The organism is Sphingobium cloacae, from assembly GCF_002355855.1.
Classification (GTDB): Bacteria; Pseudomonadota; Alphaproteobacteria; order Sphingomonadales; family Sphingomonadaceae; genus Sphingobium; species Sphingobium cloacae.
The window spans coordinates 3,622,825-3,639,469 of sequence record NZ_AP017655.1 but is presented as its reverse complement, the minus strand read 5'-3'; the positions used below and the strand labels follow the sequence as shown (position 1 = coordinate 3,639,469).

The window sequence follows — 16,645 nt, the reverse complement described above, 5'->3', positions numbered from 1 at the left end:
GGAGGCAAGGATTGTCCTTCTCCCGCTTGCTACCGGCTTCGCCGCCCGCTATCGGCCCGCCATGACCGCGCATAAATCCGGTGACCCCACGACCCTCAACCGCCTCTACGGGCGGCAGTCCGGCCACAAGCTCCGCGCGGGCCAACAGGAACTGGTGGATCGCCTCCTCCCCATTCTTTCCGTTCCCGAAGAAGGGGAAATCACTGCGGAAGGTCTGTTCGGCCATGATCGCCCGCTCCACTTCGAAATCGGCTTCGGCGCGGGAGAGCATATGGCGTATCGCGCCGACATGCTGCCGGATCACGGCTTCATCGGGTGCGAGCCTTTCCTGAACGGAGTCGTCGGCGCCCTCGGCCATATACGCGACAAGGGTCTGCCGAATATCCGTCTCCACATGGGCGACGCCCTGTCCGTGCTGAAGCGCATACCCGATGGAGCGCTCAGCTTCGTCTATTTGCTACATCCCGATCCCTGGCCCAAGGCACGTCATGCCAAGCGACGCATGATGAACAAGGGACCTGTCGAACTGATAGCCCGTAAGCTGAAACCGGGAGGCGAGTTCCGCTTCGGCACCGACCATCCGGTCTATCTGCGCTGGGCGCTGATGGTGATGAACGGTCATCCCGCTTTCGAATGGCTGGCGAAGGAGCCGCGGGACTTCCTCGCTCGCCCCGGCGGCTGGCCCGAAACCCGCTATGAGGCGAAGGCCCGGCGCCAGGGCCATGAAGTCTGGTATATGCGATATCGGCGGACGGATACAAAGCCTGAGATGTCTTCCGACTTATAGGCGCGGCATTCTCCCCGTCGGAGTGACTCCTCTATGTCGACGCGACAAGTCGATGAAAAGTCCGTCCTGACGTGGGATCAGATGCACAGGTGGAAGGCGGGCGGTCAGCCGCACAGCACCATGACGCTTGCCATCGGTATCGACACAGACTTTGCAGGAAGCCGCGCAGCGGAGGGTACTACCAGCTTCTGACTGGTATGACCGGATCAGTTCGCCTTGCTCAGGTCCACCTTGTCGACCCATTCGGGATAGAAGGTCGGCTCCCGATTGGACCAGCCGATCGCCGTTGCCGCCGCCTCGCTGATCGACTGGAGCAGCGCGCGCCGCTTGTCGGGATGCAAATGCGGCAGGCTCGCAGCCGCGCAGAAAGCGCCGGGCAACCATGGCCGCGCTCCCGCTCCCAACAGCCGCTCATAGAGGAAACGATAGGCCGAAAATGTCCCCAGCCGATCCTGTCCCAGATCGAAGGCCGACACAATTACCAGCGGCGCCATGAACGGTTCCACCTGGTCGAGTCCGCTGTCGTCGGGCACTCGCGCCTTGATCTCATCCAGTCGGCCATAGATGCGCGCCTGCGCGCGAATGGATGCTTCCTCCACCATGTCGCGCGACCACAGCTTCATCGCATCGCGACGATGCAGCCCTATGTCCAGGGATCGTCTGATATAACGCTGCGTCGCGCTGGTGAAACTCGCAAATTCGCGCAATTCCGCCAGGGTGACCGCGCCGTCCGCAGGTCTTGCACTCGTGCCCATGCTCTTGCCCTCCGACTTCCAGTCGTCATGCAGAACATGCGCGCCCTATGGTTACTGAAGGCTTAAGCGCCTGTTCCACCGACATTCATAAGGAATCAGATTTCCTTTTGCAGCGCAACATCAATTTTCGAAAATAAGTAAGGAAGGGCGGTCGCCATGGCGCAATCGGCCGATTGACGAGCTTGAAAATGAAATGCCGCAAGGTCAATCCGTGCGTCGCTCCAGCACCGCGCCGATCATGTTGCGCCATACGGCCACATCGCCCGCCTGTGCCATTTGGGCATCCGGTTCGCGCAACGTATGGAGTATGGCATAGGCATCGTCGACATGATGAGGCCACGTTTCATCCACGGCGTTCGCCGCATGCGGCTCGCTCCCCACGCCATTCAGGCTCAACTGGCGTCCGGCAAGAACACGAGCAATACGTTCAATGGCGGGCGTGGCTGATGTCGGCATAAACGGCTCTCCTTCAAAGCGGCGGCCTGATGGGATTTTTCGCCTTGGAAAGCCGCCGTCTTCCTATCGTTAGCATGTTTGCGTTCAGGGAGCTATCGGTCACGCTCCTTAAATCCCGAGGACGGCTTTGGCTCGCCATCGTCGCCCGGCATGGTGGCGGCGGGCGGATCGGATGCATCCATGGAATCCTTGAGGCCCTCGTCCAGTTTCTCTTCCGTCGTGACGGGGTGATCCTGTGCGTCGGTGGGACGCTTGTCATGCGCCTCTTCCCGACTATTGGGGCGAATGTCAGTCTTGTCAGACATGGAACTCTCCTTGCGATGCCGGAACGCCCGCCATCTTCAGGGAGAAAACGGCTGCACGCGCGCCCCGGTTCCGCGCTTCGACCAACGGTCAGCGCCGTTCGACCAGCTACGCGGTGGATGCGCGACAGGAGGTCTCCTTTGGCGTAGACTGTGCCCATGACGTTCCTTCCCGAAGATGGCGAACGCGGCGTGTCGCCCGCCATCGCTCTCTATTCCATCCTTGGCTTCTGGTTTTTCTACGCGCTTCTGGTCACGCTTCGCGCCGCCGTCATGGGATTCGAGGCACAGGACGAGCTGGCGCTACGCCGCATGGTGGTGACGGTGATCGGTGTCGTCGCCACCTGGGTCCTCTATCTGGCGCTGCGCCGGTTCGATCATAAACCGCTCAGCGTCCGCATCGTCGCGGCCTTCTCGCTCGCGGCCCCTTTCGCGCTCGCGATGGCGGCGGCCAATTTCTACATCTTCAACGTCTATGATCCGGCGGGCATGTTCCCCGATTCCGAACCGGAGAAATATGCGAAGCCCGGCTATGCGCTCATGTCGATCGCCGAAGATGCGATCAGCCGCTATTTCTTCCTCGCGGCATGGGCGGGGCTCTATCTCGCCCTTTCCTATGCCAGCGAAGCCCATCGCGTCGAACGTCGCGCCGCCCGCCTCGAACGCGCCGCGCAACAGGCCGAGTTGCGGTCGCTTCGCTATCAGGTGAACCCGCATTTCCTGTTCAACACGCTCAACTCCCTCTCCTCCCTCGTCATGAAGGACAGGCGGGACGAAGCGGAACAGATGATCCTTTCCCTCTCCAACTTCTACCGGACCAGCCTGACCGGCGATCCGCTGGAGGACGTGCCGCTGGAGGAGGAAGTCCACCTCCAGAAGCTCTATCTCGACATCGAAGCGGTGCGTTTTCCCGACCGCCTCGTCACGCGCATGGACATTCCCGAAAACCTGCTCAGCGCCTGCGTCCCCGGCCTGATCCTCCAGCCGCTGGTGGAGAATGCGATCAAATATGGCGTGTCGCGCACCGGCGCGCCCGTCACCATCGCCATCGCGGCGCGCGAGGAAGACGATATGCTGCACATCAGCGTCACCGACAATGGCGACCAGCCGCCCCGCCCATCGGACGGCGGCAACGGCATCGGGCTCGCCAACGTGCGGGACAGGCTGGCGGCGCGCTTTGGCGATCAGGGCCGCATCGTCTATGGTCCCCGCGCAGAGGGCGGCTTTGCCGTCGAACTCGTCCTTCCGCTGATCCGAAAGGGCTGCTGAACCACATGACATCCATCCGTACCATGATCGTCGACGACGAACCTTTGGCCGTTGAGCGCCTCCAGATGCTTTGCGCCCGCGAACCGCGCATCACGCTTGCGGGCACGGCCAATGACGGGGAAGCCGCGCTCCGCATGATCGAGGGACTGCAACCCGATCTGGTTATGCTGGACATCGCCATGCCGCTGCTCGACGGGATCGGCGTAGCGCGGGCGGTCGGGCGCATGGGACTGCGTCCCGCGGTGATTTTCGTCACCGCCTTCGAGGGTTTCGCGGTCGAGGCGTTCGACCTCGCCGCCGTGGATTATCTGCTGAAGCCGGTCGCGCATGAGCGGCTGGCCCGCGCCATCGACCGCGTCGAACTGGCTCTGCAAAGCCGCGCGCTGGCCGAACCCGCCCTGCTGGCCGAACCGGAACCCGAATGGGCAGAGGAATTCTGGGTGCCGCATCGGTCCGAACTCATCCGCATCGCCACCGGGCAGATCGACCGGATCGAGGCGGAGCGCGACTATATGCGGCTGCATGTCGGGGCGCACAGCTATCTGCTGCACCAGACGATCAGTTCGCTGGAGGAACGGCTCGACCCGCAGCATTTCGTTCGGCTCCATCGCTCGCACATCGTCCGGCGCGATCATATCGTCCGTTTGCGCCATGACGGCAGCGGCGTCTGGTTCGCCTGCCTGGCCGATGGCGAGGAAATCCGCATCGGCCGTACCTTCCTGGCCAATGTACGGGCGATGGCGGGGCGCTGATTTCCGCCATCATGGGAAAGGCCCGGTCATGCCGGGCCTTTGTCCTGGCAAAGCGCCGCTCAGTTGGCGAGGGCCGCGGCGGGATCTCGCCCCGCCTCGGCATAGCGCGCCTTGCTTTCCGCCCGAGCGATGGCAGCGGCGATGGGCGCCTTCACATGCGCGATGGCATTGCTGCGGCAACGATTGGCTTCCGTCAGGTTCGGACTGCTGCACACGCGACTGGCCGCCCGGCCTATACGATCCTGCAATTCCTTCTGATCCGATGCCTGTGACAGATCCAGATCGCCAAAGCGAACCTCGAAGGTGCGGCCATTGGAAATGAATGTTTCCGCGCTCGCGCTGGTGGCGATGATGGAAGCAGCAGCAAAGACGGCGATGGAAAGGGTCTTGAATGGGGCGAACATGGCAAGGTCTCCTCAACTATTGTCTTGCCGGACCTCCTCGGGGAAAGAGGAGAAATCCGGTATGAAAACGGAGGCAGGGCCGAATTAGGAAGGCTCGCCGCCGTTACCCTTCCCTTTTATCGAGAGGCCCGAAGCGATACCCGCGGCGTTCGGTGGACTGCGCGCTGCATCGTCCAACAGCGGCCGTGTCGACAAAGAGCCCATAAGGCCCGACCAAAGGCATGACGAACGACATGCCCGTATCGACAAGCGACGTTTCCGTAGCGGAAACCGCGAATCGAAATGACTTGTGCGAATAGAAAACGCCCCCGGCGCAAGGGAAGGCCGGGGGCGTATCCAGGATGCTGTCGGGCACTCCAGGATTTGAAACTGTCACTCAATAGACGACACGCTTGCGCGTTAACCGTCTCTGAACAGAGGGAAACCCTCTTCGATTTGCCAATGATAATCGAGAAACGCCATATATCAGGCGCTGTTCGACGATCCGTCGTCAATTTCGGCCGGGCAGCATCCCCACGGGACAAACGACCTTCCTGCGGCCACAAGCGACATCTGGCGGTGGGCATCAATATAGCTACGTTTCCGTAACGTCAATGCGATTTCCGTCTCATTTTGGAAATAATGACAGCTATATTTACCTATTTTTCCGCAGCCAATTGGGCCCGCCATTTCGCCAGCACGGATTCCGGAACACGCGGTCTTTCCGCCGCCTCCTGGCCTTCGCGCAGCCTTTTCCGGTCTTTTTCCGATGGGTTGGCTATGCGGACCCGTACCGGAGCCACGCCTTTAAGATGCATACCCAGTTGCTGCGCCGCCCCTTTGGAAAGGTCAATAATCCTGCCTCTTCCGGAAAATGGCCCACGGTCATTTATCCGCACCAAGATCGTGCGCCCCGTATCGAGCGAAGTCACCTCGACATAGCTCGGCAGCGGCAGAGTGGTGTGCGCAGCGGTCACCGCCTTGGGCCGGAATCGTTCGCCATTGGCCGTCTGATTACCCGATTCGCTCCCGTACCAGCTCGCATAACCCAGATAGTCGTAGGTCGGATCGGCCGCCGGCACATAGGTCACGCCACGCACGCTGTACGGCTTTCCGATCTTCACCGGCACGTCGCTCACCGGTCGATATTTCACGCCCCCGCCACAGGCCGCCAGCAGCACCGTCGCCGCCAGCACGCCACCTCGTACCCCCTTCGCCTTTCCACCGCTCATGGCGCGAACCCTAATGCGGAGTGACGCAGTATGGAACCCCACGCCTTTTCCTTTCGCAACGACGATCCTATCTAAGCGTACGAATGCGAAACACGCACTTGCCCGAACAGAACAAATCTGGAACAAGCGGCCCCCATGAGTCTCACGCATATTTCCGTGCGCGGCGCGCGCGAGCACAACCTCAAGGGCGTGGATGTCGACCTGCCCCGCGACGCGCTGGTGGTCATTACCGGCCTGTCGGGTTCAGGCAAGTCCTCCCTCGCCTTCGACACCATCTATGCCGAGGGTCAGCGGCGCTATGTGGAATCGCTCTCCGCCTATGCTCGGCAGTTCCTGGAGATGATGCAGAAGCCCGATGTGGAGCATATAGAGGGTCTCTCCCCCGCCATCTCCATCGAACAGAAGACAACCAGCCGCAATCCGCGCTCGACGGTCGCGACGGTCACGGAAATCTACGACTATATGCGCCTGCTCTGGGCGCGTGTCGGCATTCCCTATTCGCCCGCGACCGGCCTGCCCATCGCCGCGCAGACGGTGAGCCAGATGGTCGACCGCGTGATGCAGTTGCCTGAAGGCACGCGCTTCTACCTGCTCGCCCCGGTCGTGCGCGGCCGCAAGGGCGAATATCGCAAGGAACTGGCGGAATGGCAGAAGGCCGGCTTTACCCGCGTCCGCATCGACGGCGAACTCTACGCGATCGAGGAAGCGCCTGCCCTCGACAAGAAATACAAGCATGACATCGAAGTCGTGGTCGACCGCCTCGCCGTCGCGCCCGACATGTCCACGCGCCTCGCCGACAGCTTCGAAACCGCGCTGAAACTGGCGGATGGCCTAGCCTATGTCGATCTGGCGGACGGCATCGTCCCCGGTCGCGAGGACGAAACCCAGTCCTCCGGCAAGATGAAGAACAGCGGGATTCCCGCCAACCGCATCGTCTTCTCCGAAAAATTCGCCTGTCCGGTGAGCGGCTTCACGATCCCCGAAATCGAACCCCGCCTCTTCTCCTTCAACGCGCCGCAGGGCGCCTGCCCCGCTTGCGACGGCTTGGGCGAACGGCAGGAATTCGACCCCGAACTGGTCGTCCCCAATGAAGCCCTTTCCCTGAAGAAAGGGGCGGTCGTTCCCTGGGCCAAATCCAATCCGCCCAGCCCCTATTACATGCAGGTGCTCGGCAGCCTGGCGAAGGAATTCGGCTTCTCCCTCGACACGCCCTGGCAGGATTTGCCCGGCGAGGTGAAACTCATCATCCTCCACGGCACCGGGGGCAAGCCTGTCACCCTTCGCTTCCAGGACGGCAAGAAAAGCTATGAAGTCCGAAAGCCCTTCGAAGGCGTGATCGGCAACCTCAACCGCCGCCTGCTCCAGACCGAATCCGCATGGATGCGCGAGGAACTCAGCAAATATCAGACAGCCATGCCCTGCGAGACGTGCGATGGCGCACGCCTCAAGCCCGAAGCGCTCGCGGTCAAGATCGCGGGCGAGGACATATCGCTTTCAACCCGACGCTCCGTGGTGGACGCGCTCGCTTTCTTCTCGACTCTCCCAGAAAAGCTCAACGATCAGCAGAACCAGATCGCCAAGGCGATACTCAAGGAGATCGTCGAGCGCCTCGGTTTCCTCAACAATGTCGGCCTCGATTATCTCAATCTCGACCGTACCAGCGGCACGTTGTCGGGCGGCGAGTCCCAGCGCATCCGCCTTGCCAGCCAGATCGGCAGCGGTCTTTCAGGGGTGCTCTACGTCCTCGACGAACCCAGCATCGGCCTGCACCAGCGCGACAATGACCGCCTGCTCATCACGCTCAAGCGCCTGCGCGACCTGGGCAACACCGTCATCGTCGTGGAGCATGACGAAGATGCGATCCGCGCCGCGGACTATATCGTCGACATGGGTCCGGGTGCAGGCGTCCATGGCGGGAGCATTGTCGCACAAGGCAGCCTCAACCAGCTTCTCGCCCACAAGGACAGCCTGACCGCGGATTATCTCAACGGCACCCGCCGCATCGATGTGCCCGCGAAACGCCGCAAGGGCACAGGCAAGAAGCTCACCGTCCACAATGCCCGCGCCAACAATCTGCGCGGCGTCACGGCGTCGATCCCGCTCGGCACCTTCACCTGCATCACCGGCGTGTCGGGATCGGGCAAGTCCAGCTTCACGATCGACACGCTCTACGCCGCATCCGCCCGCGCGCTCAACGGCGCGCGCATCGTGGCGGGCGCGCATGACAAGGTGACGGGCCTCGAAAATTGCGACAAGGTGATCGACATCGACCAGTCGCCCATCGGCCGCACCCCGCGCTCCAACCCGGCGACCTATACCGGCGCCTTCACCAACATCCGCGACTGGTTCGCCGGTCTCCCCGAGGCGCAGGCGCGCGGCTACAAACCCGGCCGCTTCTCCTTCAACGTCAAGGGCGGGCGCTGCGAAGCCTGTCAGGGCGATGGCGTGCTCAAGATCGAGATGCACTTCCTCCCCGACGTCTATGTCACCTGCGACGTCTGCCATGGCGCGCGCTACAATCGCGAGACGCTGGAGGTGAAGTTCAAGGGAAAGTCCATCGCCGACGTGCTCGACATGACGGTCGAGGATGCGGTGGAATTCTTCAAGGCCGTCCCTCCGATCCGCGACAAGATGGCGATGCTGGCGGAAGTGGGCCTTGGCTATGTCAAGGTCGGCCAGCAGGCGACGACCCTGTCGGGCGGCGAAGCCCAGCGCGTCAAGCTCGCCAAGGAACTGTCCCGCCGGGCGACCGGCAACACGCTCTACATATTGGACGAGCCCACCACAGGCCTGCATTTCGAGGATGTCCGCAAGCTGCTTGAAGTCCTTCACGCCTTGGTGGAGCAAGGCAATAGCGTGGTCGTGATCGAACATAATCTGGACGTCATCAAGACCGCCGACTGGATTATCGACATGGGCCCGGAAGGGGGCGTCAAGGGCGGCGAAGTGGTGGCCGAAGGCACGCCGGAAAAGGTGGCGAAGAACGCCCGCAGCTTCACCGGGCGCTATCTGGCGCCGTTACTGGGGATGGAGGCGGTAGCCGCGGAGTAAGGCTAGGCGGGCAGTCCGCCGCCTCCCCTCTTCTGCTGGCCGTACCGATCTCCCTTGTTCGGAACTGTAGTGCGGGGCGGTCCGTTGTGCGGCTTACCGTTTCCATAGACCGAGGAATTTTCCCATGATCCGCACCCTCATCTTTGGCGCCATTGCCGGCTATGTCGGCAAAAAGCTTTATGACGAAGGCAAGCTGACGGCATTCCGGAACGATCTCGCCGCCCGCTACAATGAAACGAAGGCCAAGGCGCAACGGGCCAGCGAAGAGACCCTTCATTCCGAACCTGGCTCTTCTTCCGCTGCTTCCGGGCCTCTTCCATCCTAACGGCCACGCAACTTTCTGCGTTTCAAAGGGTTGGTGAAGGGCTCATAAGGAGGATGATATATGCGAACCCCCATTCTCGCCGTTGCCCTGATCGCCATGCTGCCATTAGGCGCATGCGCTTCCGATGGTTATGGCGGCCGTTACGGTTATGACCGGCCCGGCGGCTACGATCGTCCCCACCATCGCGGCGACCGGCGGGATGGTCCACGCCATCAGCGGCGTCATTTGGGTGACAATGACACCATCTATCGTGATCGGGATGGCCGCTATTATTGCAAGCGCGACGATGGCACCACCGGCACCATCGTCGGTGCCATCGCAGGCGGCGTGCTGGGCAATGTGATTGCTCCGGGCGGCTCCAAAACGCTCGGCACGATTCTGGGCGGAGCTGGCGGCGCATTGGCGGGCCGCGCAATAGACCGCAACGACATCCGCTGCGAATAAGCAGGAAAAAGGGGCACGGTCCGGCGGACCGCGCCCCTTTTTTCTATCTGGCCCGAAATCTCAGAGCTTTTCCGTGAGTTCCGGTACGATTTTGAAGAGGTCGCCGACGAGGCCGATGTCGGCCACCTGGAAGATGGGAGCGTCCTCATCCTTGTTGATGGCGATGATCGTCTTGGAGTCCTTCATGCCGGCGAGGTGCTGGATCGCGCCGGAAATCCCGATCGCGACATAGACTTCGGGAGCGACGATCTTGCCGGTCTGGCCGACCTGATAGTCGTTGGGCACATAACCCGCGTCCACCGCAGCCCGGCTCGCGCCCACCGCCGCGCCCAGCTTGTCGGCCAGCGGGAAGATGGTCGCCTCGAACGTCTCGCCATCCTTGAGCGCCCGGCCGCCCGACACGATCACCTTCGCACTGGTGAGTTCGGGACGCTCGGACTTCGCGATCTCCGCGCCCACGAAGCTCGACAGCCCCTTGTCCCCGGTCGAGGACACCGCTTCCACGGTTCCGCTGCCGCCCGTCCGTTCCGCCTTCTCGAACGCGGTGCCGCGCACGGTGATGACCTTCTTCGCGTCCTTGCTCTTGACCGTCGCGATGGCGTTGCCCGCATAGATGGGGCGCGTGAACGTGTCTTCGCTCTCCACGGAGAGGATGTCGCTGACCTGCATCACGTCGAGCAGCGCGGCGACACGCGGCGCGATGTTCTTGCCGTTGGACGTGGCGGGCGCGACGAAGGCGTCATGATGGCCCATCAGTTCCACGATCAGCGGCGCCACATTCTCCGGCAGCGCATGGCCGAAGGCGGCATCGTCGGCGACATGCACCTTGCCCACGCCCGCGATCTTCGCGGCGTCGGCGGCGACGCCATCGACGCCCTGCCCCGCGACCAGCAGATGCACCTCGCCCAGTTTCGCGGCGGCGGTGACGGCCGAAAGCGTCGCGTCCTTGACCGCACCGCCTTCATGTTCAACCCAGACAAGCGTCTTCATGCGGCAACTCCCAGAGCTTTCAGTTTCGCCACCAGTTCATCGACATCGGCCACCTTGATCCCGGCCGAGCGCTTGGGCGGTTCGTTGACGGCGAGCGTCTCCAAACGCGGCGACACGTCCACGCCGTAATCGGCGGGCGTCTTCGTCGCCAGCGGCTTGCTCTTCGCCTTCATGATGTTGGGCAGGGAGGCATAACGCGGTTCGTTCAAACGCAGGTCCGTCGTGATGATCGCGGGCACGTTGAGCTTCACGGTCTCCAGGCCGCCATCGACCTCGCGGGTGACGTTCACCTTGTCTCCCTCGACCTCCACCTTGCTCGCGAAGGTGCCCTGCGGCAGATTCAGGAGCGCGGCCAGCATCTGGCCCGTCTGGTTGCTATCGTCGTCGATCGCCTGCTTGCCCAGGATGATGAGGCCAGCGCCTTCCTCTTCCTGAACCTTCGCCAGCAGCTTCGCCACGCCCAGCGGCTCCACATCGCCCTCGGCCTCGATCAGGATCGCCCGGTCAGCCCCCATCGCCAGCGCCGTGCGCAGCGTCTCCTGCGCCTTTGCAACGCCGATGGAAACCGCCACGACTTCGGTCGCGACCCCCTTTTCCTTCAGACGGATCGCCTCTTCGACCGCAATCTCGTCGAACGGGTTCATCGACATCTTGACGTTCGCCAGGTCAACCCCCGTCCCATCCGCCTTCACGCGGGGCTTCACATTATAATCGATCACCCGCTTCACGGGCACAAGGATCTTCATTGCAACATCCTTCCATTGTCACGCGATAGTCCGCAAACGCGGACAAGGACGCGGGGAGTCTCCTCTCCGCGTCCCATCGTTCCGTTCAAGAGGCCTTGGGGATCAGGCCGCTTTCCTCACTTCCGCCACGATCTTCTTCGCCGCGTCGCCCAGATCGTCCGCCGGAACGATGGCCAGGCCGGACTGGGCCAATATGTCCTTGCCCTGCTGGACGTTGGTGCCTTCCAGGCGAACGACCAGCGGAACCGACAGGTTCACGTCCTTGGCGGCCGCGACGATGCCTTCCGCAATGATGTCGCAGCGCATGATGCCGCCGAAGATATTGACGAGGATGCCCTTCACGGCCGGGTCCTTCAGAATGATCTTGAAGGCCGCCGTCACCTTCTCCTTGGAAGCGCCGCCGCCGACGTCCAGGAAGTTGGCGGGGAATTCCCCATTCAGCTTGATGATGTCCATCGTCGCCATGGCAAGGCCAGCCCCGTTCACCATGCAGCCGATATTGCCGTCCAGCTTGATATAGGCGAGGTCATATTCGGACGCTTCGACTTCCGCCGGATCTTCCTCGGTCAGGTCGCGCAGTTCGGCAATATCCTTGTGACGGAACATGGCATTGCTGTCGAAGCCCACCTTGGCGTCGAGGACGAGAAGGTTGCCCTGCTCGGTCACCGCCAGCGGATTGATTTCGATCTGCGAGGCGTCAGTGTCGAGGAACGCCGCATAGAGCGACGAAGCCACCTTCGCAGCCTGCTTCGCCTGATCGCCCGTCAGTTCCAGCGCGGCGGCGACGGCGCGACCATGGTGCGGCATGAAGCCGGTGGCCGGATCGACGGCGAAGGTGTGGATTTTCTCAGGCGTCGAATGAGCCACTTCCTCGATATCCATGCCGCCTTCGGTCGACACGACGAAAGCCACGCGGCCCGTCGCGCGATCCACCAGCAGGGCAAGATAGAATTCCTTCGCGATGTCCGCGCCATCGGTGATGTAGAGGCGGTTGACCTGCTTGCCCGCTTCACCCGTCTGCACGGTGACCAGCGTGTTGCCGAGCATGTCGGTGGCATGCGCCTTCACTTCGTCGAGATTGAAGGCCAGGCGGACGCCGCCCTTTGCATCGGGGCCGAGTTCCTTGAACTTGCCCTTGCCGCGACCGCCCGCATGAATCTGCGACTTCACGACATAGAGCGGTCCGGGCAGCTTCTTCGCGGCTTCGACGGCTTCCTCTACCGAAAACGCGGCATAGCCCGCGGCGATTGGCGCGCCATATTTCGCCAGCAGCTCTTTCGCCTGATATTCATGGATGTTCATCGGTCCAGCCGTCCTTTTGCCGTAAACTGTCGGTCGGGGCTAAAGCACAGCTGTTTCCGCCTGGCCAGCCAATTCCGCAAAATCACTTTGCAAAATTGCAAAACGAAAATGCTTGGAGCCGTATCTTATGATGTCGTCATAGGGTGCAGGAGATTGCCGCCTTGCTGGTGACGATAAAAATTTCCGGATCTTCCAACGCCCTGATCTTGCGAAGAAAGCGATCGATCGTGACTTCCCCCATGTCCGCGTTGCGAAGCGAGGCAAGCGATTGCAACTTGCGAAGTTGAGCCAGGCTCAGCCTGTCCACCATCCTGCCCGCCATGCATGCCGCCGTGCGAGGGGAAAGCCCAGCTTCCATCAGACGGTTCCGCAACCGCGACTCAGGCGAAACCGCCGCGCAGGAAGAGAGCAGTGCCGGGATGACCAGCGTCAGAGCGGCACGGTTGAAGATCGAACTCGTCATCCCGGATGGATGACGACATGTCGCTGAACCAAGCCTAAACAAACCCGGGAAGATTGCAGGAGCAAAAACAGGATGGATCGGATTTTCGCAGCCTTGTCGCATCACGTCGCCCGCTGGTCGGGACAACCGCAAGCCTTCATTCTCTCCATCACCATCGTCCTGCTGTGGGTCTTGTCCGGTCCCCTTTTCCATTATTCCGATACATGGCAGTTGGTCATCAATACCGGCACGACATCGTCACCTTCGTGATGGTGTTCCTGATACAGAACGTCCAGAACCGGGATGGATCGGCCATCCAGGCCAAGCTCGACGAACTAATTCGCGCCGTCGAAGCGGCGCGCAACGATTTCATCGGAATCGAGCACCTCACGGAAGCGGAACTCGAACAGGTGAAGATCGTGCTGGAAAGAGAATGCGGCGGCGATGAAAGGCACCGCCACGCTCTCGAAAGATTGATCGCGCGGCGCTGACCGAGTCTAATGCACGAGAGCGATGATGCGGGAATTTTCCTGCCGGTAAGCCTCCACGCGCTCGCCATAGCCCCGAGCCAGATCTTCATAAGCCGTCCTGCCAGCCACGGATCGGCTCTTTTCCGCGTGAATCAAGGAAATCTGCTGGCGATGCAGCAGATAATTGACATCCACCTCCATATTCATCAGCCCCTCCTTCGCATCACATGGCGTATTTCAGGTGGCTCATGGCAACCAGCGAGCGGTCTGCCGGCAAAGAGCTTATCTTATTATGTCCCTCACCGTGAATCCGTCCATCCCATATGCGGCGCGGCCTGACGCGCCAATGAACCCGTTCACCGCGCATGGCGCGCCATGCAACCTTGGTGTCCGACTCATCCGAACATACTGAAAAATCCTGCAAACTCTCCAATCCCACCCTTGGAAAACGATCATCGCCATGGCATCATCCTTTCCCATAACGGCAGGGGGCAGGTATTTTGGGGGAAGCGTTGGTCGCCTTTCTGGCGATCGCTCATCGCGAAATTCTTCTTTTCGCGGTGGCAGGACTTTTCTTGGGCGGTATCGACGATCTGCTCCTGGATCTACTGTTCCTGTGCCGCCGCATCTGGCGCAAATTCACCATTTATTCGCGCCATCCCCGCATGACGACGGCCACCTTGCCGCCGTCTTCGAAGCCGGGAAGGATCGCAGTCTTCGTGCCCGCATGGGACGAGTCGGAAGTGATCGGCCCGATGATCAGGAATGCCCTGCATCGCTGGAAGGACGCCGATTACAGGATATTCGTCGGCGCCTATCCCAATGATCGGGCGACGATCGAAGCGGTGAGCGGCATCGCGGCTTTGGAATCCCGCGTGGTTCTGGCGGTCAATTCCCACCCCGGCCCTACCACCAAGGCCGATTGTCTCAACCTGCTGTGGCGCGCGATGGAAGCGGAGGAAAAGGAAAGCGGTTCGGCGTTCAAGGCCGTTCTGCTCCACGATGCGGAAGATGTGGTCCATTGCGATGAAATCCGCCTGTTCGACTTCATGATAGACCGCTTCGCCCTTGTCCAACTACCGGTGCTGCCGTTGCCGGGCCAAGGCGGATGGCTGGCTCGGGCCGTCACCAACCATTATTGCGATGAATTTGCGGAAAGTCATTCCAAGTTCCTGACCATGCGGGAAGCATTGGGCGCCGCCATTCCCTCCGCCGGGGTGGCTTGCGCCTTCGACCGGCAAGCGCTCGGCCGCCTGACGGACGAAAGGCGCGAGGGCCCGTTCGATCCCACCTCTCTGACGGAAGATTATGAAGCCGGGTTACGCATCGGCGAGATGGGCGGGCGCGGAATCTTCGTCCGAATGCGCGACGAGGAGGGTCGGCTGGTCGCAACGCGCGAATATTTTCCCGATACACTGGATGCGGCCATCAGGCAGAAGGCGCGCTGGATCATCGGCATATCCCTGGCAGGCTGGGACCGGCTGGGCTGGCGCGGCGGCGCGATCGAATGCTGGATGCGCTTCCGTGATCGCCGGGCGGCGCTGGCCGCGCTCGTGCTGTTCGCGGCCTATCTCTCCTTGCTGCTGTGGGGCGCTTTACTGGTCATCGGATTTTTCCTGCCCCATGCACTGCCGCCCTATCCCGAAAGCATCAGGACATTGCTGCTCCTGAACGCCGGACTGATGATCTGGCGCGCGCTTCTGCGGGCTCTATTTGCCGGGCATAGCTATGGCTGGCGGCATGGAGCAGCTGCCATCCCGCGCATAGTCATAGCGAACATGATCGCCATATTGGCGGCCCGTCGCGCCATCTTCCATTATGTGCGCTCGCTGACCGGCCGACCGCTGGCATGGGACAAGACGAAACATCGCTTCCCCGAATTGCGAACGCAGGAATGACAGCCCCGGCCAGCGGACGTCCCCTTCGCTTTTTCGGATTGCTGATTTTGGGATGGGCCGCATTCCGCATCATCGTCACGCAGATGGACGGATCGATGCCGCCCATGCCGCGCCTGGCTTCGCCGTTGGAAACGCAGCCCGCCTCACCCCCTCCATCGACGACCCTATCGATCACACCAGGCAGGGATGCACTTGGCTTCTACAAAAAGGCTCCCGATCATCATCAGGCCCAAGCCCGGCCCAAGGCATCGATCGATCCGGGAACGCCTGCTCTCCCTTCATTCACGCCCCCGCGATCCGCCAATCCATCCCGGGAGAGCGCGCCCGGCATTATGGCGGTCCCTTCGTCCGGGGCCGCGCTCCTTCCTTCCCGCAAACCGCCCAGTCGCTGGCACACAAGCGCATGGCTGTTCTGGAGAGATGGCGGCAATGTGCCCAATGCCCTCTCGCCCGGACGGCTGGGCGCGTCTCAAATGGGTATGCGGATCGATTTCCTGCTGGCAGAGACCGCGCAAGGGCGCGTCACCGCCTATGGGCGGATAGCCGGCGCACTTGACCGTCCGGTTGCGCCAGAGGCAGCACTGGGCCTCTCCATACAGCCTCTCTCTCATATCCCCGTCAGCATCGGCGTCGAACGCCGGATGGCCCTGGGCGATGGCGGCCGGAATGCCAACGCCGCGCTGATCGTTGGCGGTTTCGGGCCGACTGCATTGACGAAAGGACTGGAGGCGGAAGGATATGCGCAGATGGGCATGGTCGGGCTTCGGAGCCGTGACTTGTTTGCCGACGGGAGGATTTCGATTTCCTCACCCTTGGGCCACTCTCCTCTTCGCATCGGCGGCAGCGTGTCGGGCGGCGCGCAACCCCATCTCGAACGTCTGGACATGGGTCCCGAATTGCAGTGGCGATTTCGGCTTCCGGATGTGAATGCCCGCGTCACCGTCGAATGGCGCGAACGGATCGCGGGGCGGACACATCCTCCATCCGGACTGGCCATGACGCTTGCTACCGATTTTTAGGCAGCTAGATATCGCATGCCTT

General features: G+C 61.8%; 18 protein-coding genes and 1 pseudogene. 9 read left to right on the top strand and 10 right to left on the bottom strand.

Features of this window, described 5'->3' with window-relative positions; translation table 11 throughout:
• The first annotated feature begins 61 nt into the window (after window positions 1-61).
• Window positions 62-787 (top strand): tRNA (guanosine(46)-N7)-methyltransferase TrmB, encoded by a 726-nt coding sequence (gene trmB, locus SCLO_RS17875; protein ID WP_066514702.1) that lies wholly within the window; start codon window positions 62-64, stop codon window positions 785-787.
• Window positions 788-993: 206 nt separating this feature from the next.
• Here trmB and SCLO_RS17870 read toward each other — a convergent pair whose 3' ends face one another.
• From SCLO_RS17870 to SCLO_RS17860, 3 genes are all read right to left on the bottom strand, one after another.
• Complete coding sequence (locus tag SCLO_RS17870) at window positions 994-1,542, bottom strand: hypothetical protein (RefSeq protein ID WP_066514698.1); 549 nt, start codon at window positions 1,540-1,542, stop codon at window positions 994-996.
• Between the two features lie 204 nt (window positions 1,543-1,746).
• Entirely contained in the window at window positions 1,747-1,998 is a 252-nt protein-coding gene (locus SCLO_RS17865; protein WP_066514695.1) for a hypothetical protein, read from the bottom strand.
• Window positions 1,999-2,090: 92 nt separating this feature from the next.
• Window positions 2,091-2,303 carry a hypothetical protein gene (locus SCLO_RS17860; RefSeq protein ID WP_066514693.1) on the bottom strand — a complete coding sequence of 71 codons (213 nt, stop codon included), beginning with the start codon at window positions 2,301-2,303 and terminating at the stop codon, window positions 2,091-2,093.
• A 156-nt stretch (window positions 2,304-2,459) separates the two neighbouring features.
• Between SCLO_RS17860 and SCLO_RS17855 the strand changes: the two genes are divergently transcribed.
• Both SCLO_RS17855 and SCLO_RS17850 read left to right on the top strand, forming a co-directional pair.
• Window positions 2,460-3,569 carry a sensor histidine kinase gene (locus tag SCLO_RS17855; protein WP_066514683.1) on the top strand — a complete coding sequence of 370 codons (1,110 nt, stop codon included), beginning with the start codon at window positions 2,460-2,462 and terminating at the stop codon, window positions 3,567-3,569.
• 5 nt (window positions 3,570-3,574) lie between these two features.
• Entirely contained in the window at window positions 3,575-4,321 is a 747-nt protein-coding gene (locus SCLO_RS17850) for a LytR/AlgR family response regulator transcription factor (protein WP_066514680.1), read from the top strand.
• A 59-nt stretch (window positions 4,322-4,380) separates the two neighbouring features.
• Here SCLO_RS17850 and SCLO_RS17845 read toward each other — a convergent pair whose 3' ends face one another.
• Both SCLO_RS17845 and SCLO_RS17840 read right to left on the bottom strand, forming a co-directional pair.
• Window positions 4,381-4,725 (bottom strand): UrcA family protein, encoded by a 345-nt coding sequence (locus SCLO_RS17845; RefSeq protein ID WP_066514678.1) that lies wholly within the window; start codon window positions 4,723-4,725, stop codon window positions 4,381-4,383.
• Between the two features lie 638 nt (window positions 4,726-5,363).
• Complete coding sequence (locus SCLO_RS17840; RefSeq protein ID WP_066514675.1) at window positions 5,364-5,936, bottom strand: septal ring lytic transglycosylase RlpA family protein; 573 nt, start codon at window positions 5,934-5,936, stop codon at window positions 5,364-5,366.
• A 135-nt stretch (window positions 5,937-6,071) separates the two neighbouring features.
• On the opposite strand from SCLO_RS17840, the gene uvrA reads away from it, so the two are divergent.
• The 3 genes from uvrA (at window position 6,072) to SCLO_RS17825 (ending at window position 9,756) form a co-directional block, all read left to right on the top strand.
• Complete coding sequence (uvrA, locus tag SCLO_RS17835) at window positions 6,072-8,987, top strand: excinuclease ABC subunit UvrA (RefSeq protein ID WP_066514674.1); 2,916 nt, start codon at window positions 6,072-6,074, stop codon at window positions 8,985-8,987.
• A 124-nt stretch (window positions 8,988-9,111) separates the two neighbouring features.
• Window positions 9,112-9,312, top strand: coding sequence for a hypothetical protein (locus SCLO_RS17830; protein WP_066514673.1), 201 nt, complete (start codon window positions 9,112-9,114; stop codon window positions 9,310-9,312).
• A gap of 60 nt (window positions 9,313-9,372) precedes the next feature.
• Window positions 9,373-9,756, top strand: a complete 384-nt coding sequence (locus tag SCLO_RS17825) for a glycine zipper 2TM domain-containing protein (RefSeq protein ID WP_066514671.1) — start codon at window positions 9,373-9,375, stop codon at window positions 9,754-9,756.
• A 60-nt stretch (window positions 9,757-9,816) separates the two neighbouring features.
• On the opposite strand, the gene SCLO_RS17820 is transcribed toward SCLO_RS17825, so the two are convergent.
• From SCLO_RS17820 to SCLO_RS17805, 4 genes are all read right to left on the bottom strand, one after another.
• Window positions 9,817-10,746: an electron transfer flavoprotein subunit alpha/FixB family protein gene (locus SCLO_RS17820; protein WP_066514666.1), complete on the bottom strand. Its 930-nt coding sequence runs from the start codon at window positions 10,744-10,746 to the stop codon at window positions 9,817-9,819.
• Window positions 10,743-11,492 (bottom strand): electron transfer flavoprotein subunit beta/FixA family protein, encoded by a 750-nt coding sequence (locus SCLO_RS17815; protein WP_066514664.1) that lies wholly within the window; start codon window positions 11,490-11,492, stop codon window positions 10,743-10,745. The genes SCLO_RS17820 and SCLO_RS17815 overlap by 4 nt, the downstream gene beginning before the upstream one ends.
• Window positions 11,493-11,594: 102 nt before the next feature.
• Entirely contained in the window at window positions 11,595-12,794 is a 1,200-nt protein-coding gene (sucC, locus tag SCLO_RS17810) for an ADP-forming succinate--CoA ligase subunit beta (protein ID WP_066514661.1), read from the bottom strand.
• A 136-nt stretch (window positions 12,795-12,930) separates the two neighbouring features.
• The gene (locus SCLO_RS17805) at window positions 12,931-13,257 is read right to left on the bottom strand and encodes a hypothetical protein (protein WP_066514659.1); all 327 of its coding nucleotides are present in this window, start codon (window positions 13,255-13,257) and stop codon (window positions 12,931-12,933) included.
• A gap of 72 nt (window positions 13,258-13,329) precedes the next feature.
• Here SCLO_RS17805 and SCLO_RS17800 point away from each other — a divergent pair.
• Window positions 13,330-13,727, top strand: a pseudogene (locus SCLO_RS17800) (low affinity iron permease family protein).
• A 6-nt stretch (window positions 13,728-13,733) separates the two neighbouring features.
• Here SCLO_RS17800 and SCLO_RS17795 read toward each other — a convergent pair.
• On the bottom strand, window positions 13,734-13,913 hold the full coding sequence (locus SCLO_RS17795; protein WP_066514658.1) for a hypothetical protein: 180 nt from the start codon (window positions 13,911-13,913) through the stop codon (window positions 13,734-13,736).
• A gap of 293 nt (window positions 13,914-14,206) precedes the next feature.
• Between SCLO_RS17795 and SCLO_RS17790 the strand changes: the two genes are divergently transcribed.
• A complete protein-coding gene (locus SCLO_RS17790) occupies window positions 14,207-15,604 on the top strand; it encodes a glycosyl transferase family protein (protein ID WP_066514657.1) in 1,398 nt (465 codons plus the stop codon).
• A gap of 479 nt (window positions 15,605-16,083) precedes the next feature.
• Window positions 16,084-16,623: a hypothetical protein gene (locus tag SCLO_RS23985; protein ID WP_231923274.1), complete on the top strand. Its 540-nt coding sequence runs from the start codon at window positions 16,084-16,086 to the stop codon at window positions 16,621-16,623.
• Window positions 16,624-16,645 lie beyond the last annotated feature (22 nt).

What these genes read in the sequence shown, in the direction of transcription:
- SCLO_RS17820 (WP_066514666.1), bottom strand. Translation starts at nt 10,746, where the DNA reads ATGAAGACGCTTGTCTGGGTTGAACATGAAGGCGGTGCGGTCAAGGAC.
- SCLO_RS17860 (WP_066514693.1), bottom strand. Translation starts at nt 2,303, where the DNA reads ATGTCTGACAAGACTGACATTCGCCCCAATAGTCGGGAAGAGGCGCAT.
- SCLO_RS17870 (WP_066514698.1), bottom strand. Translation starts at nt 1,542, where the DNA reads ATGGGCACGAGTGCAAGACCTGCGGACGGCGCGGTCACCCTGGCGGAA.
- SCLO_RS17805 (WP_066514659.1), bottom strand. Translation starts at nt 13,257, where the DNA reads ATGACGAGTTCGATCTTCAACCGTGCCGCTCTGACGCTGGTCATCCCG.
- SCLO_RS17850 (WP_066514680.1), top strand. Translation starts at nt 3,575, where the DNA reads ATGACATCCATCCGTACCATGATCGTCGACGACGAACCTTTGGCCGTT.
- SCLO_RS17855 (WP_066514683.1), top strand. Translation starts at nt 2,460, where the DNA reads ATGACGTTCCTTCCCGAAGATGGCGAACGCGGCGTGTCGCCCGCCATC.
- SCLO_RS17865 (WP_066514695.1), bottom strand. Translation starts at nt 1,998, where the DNA reads ATGCCGACATCAGCCACGCCCGCCATTGAACGTATTGCTCGTGTTCTT.
- SCLO_RS17840 (WP_066514675.1), bottom strand. Translation starts at nt 5,936, where the DNA reads ATGAGCGGTGGAAAGGCGAAGGGGGTACGAGGTGGCGTGCTGGCGGCG.
- SCLO_RS17845 (WP_066514678.1), bottom strand. Translation starts at nt 4,725, where the DNA reads ATGTTCGCCCCATTCAAGACCCTTTCCATCGCCGTCTTTGCTGCTGCT.
- SCLO_RS17815 (WP_066514664.1), bottom strand. Translation starts at nt 11,492, where the DNA reads ATGAAGATCCTTGTGCCCGTGAAGCGGGTGATCGATTATAATGTGAAG.
- SCLO_RS17825 (WP_066514671.1), top strand. Translation starts at nt 9,373, where the DNA reads ATGCGAACCCCCATTCTCGCCGTTGCCCTGATCGCCATGCTGCCATTA.
- SCLO_RS17830 (WP_066514673.1), top strand. Translation starts at nt 9,112, where the DNA reads ATGATCCGCACCCTCATCTTTGGCGCCATTGCCGGCTATGTCGGCAAA.
- SCLO_RS23985 (WP_231923274.1), top strand. Translation starts at nt 16,084, where the DNA reads ATGCGGATCGATTTCCTGCTGGCAGAGACCGCGCAAGGGCGCGTCACC.
- uvrA (WP_066514674.1), top strand. Translation starts at nt 6,072, where the DNA reads ATGAGTCTCACGCATATTTCCGTGCGCGGCGCGCGCGAGCACAACCTC.
- SCLO_RS17795 (WP_066514658.1), bottom strand. Translation starts at nt 13,913, where the DNA reads ATGAATATGGAGGTGGATGTCAATTATCTGCTGCATCGCCAGCAGATT.
- trmB (WP_066514702.1), top strand. Translation starts at nt 62, where the DNA reads ATGACCGCGCATAAATCCGGTGACCCCACGACCCTCAACCGCCTCTAC.
- sucC (WP_066514661.1), bottom strand. Translation starts at nt 12,794, where the DNA reads ATGAACATCCATGAATATCAGGCGAAAGAGCTGCTGGCGAAATATGGC.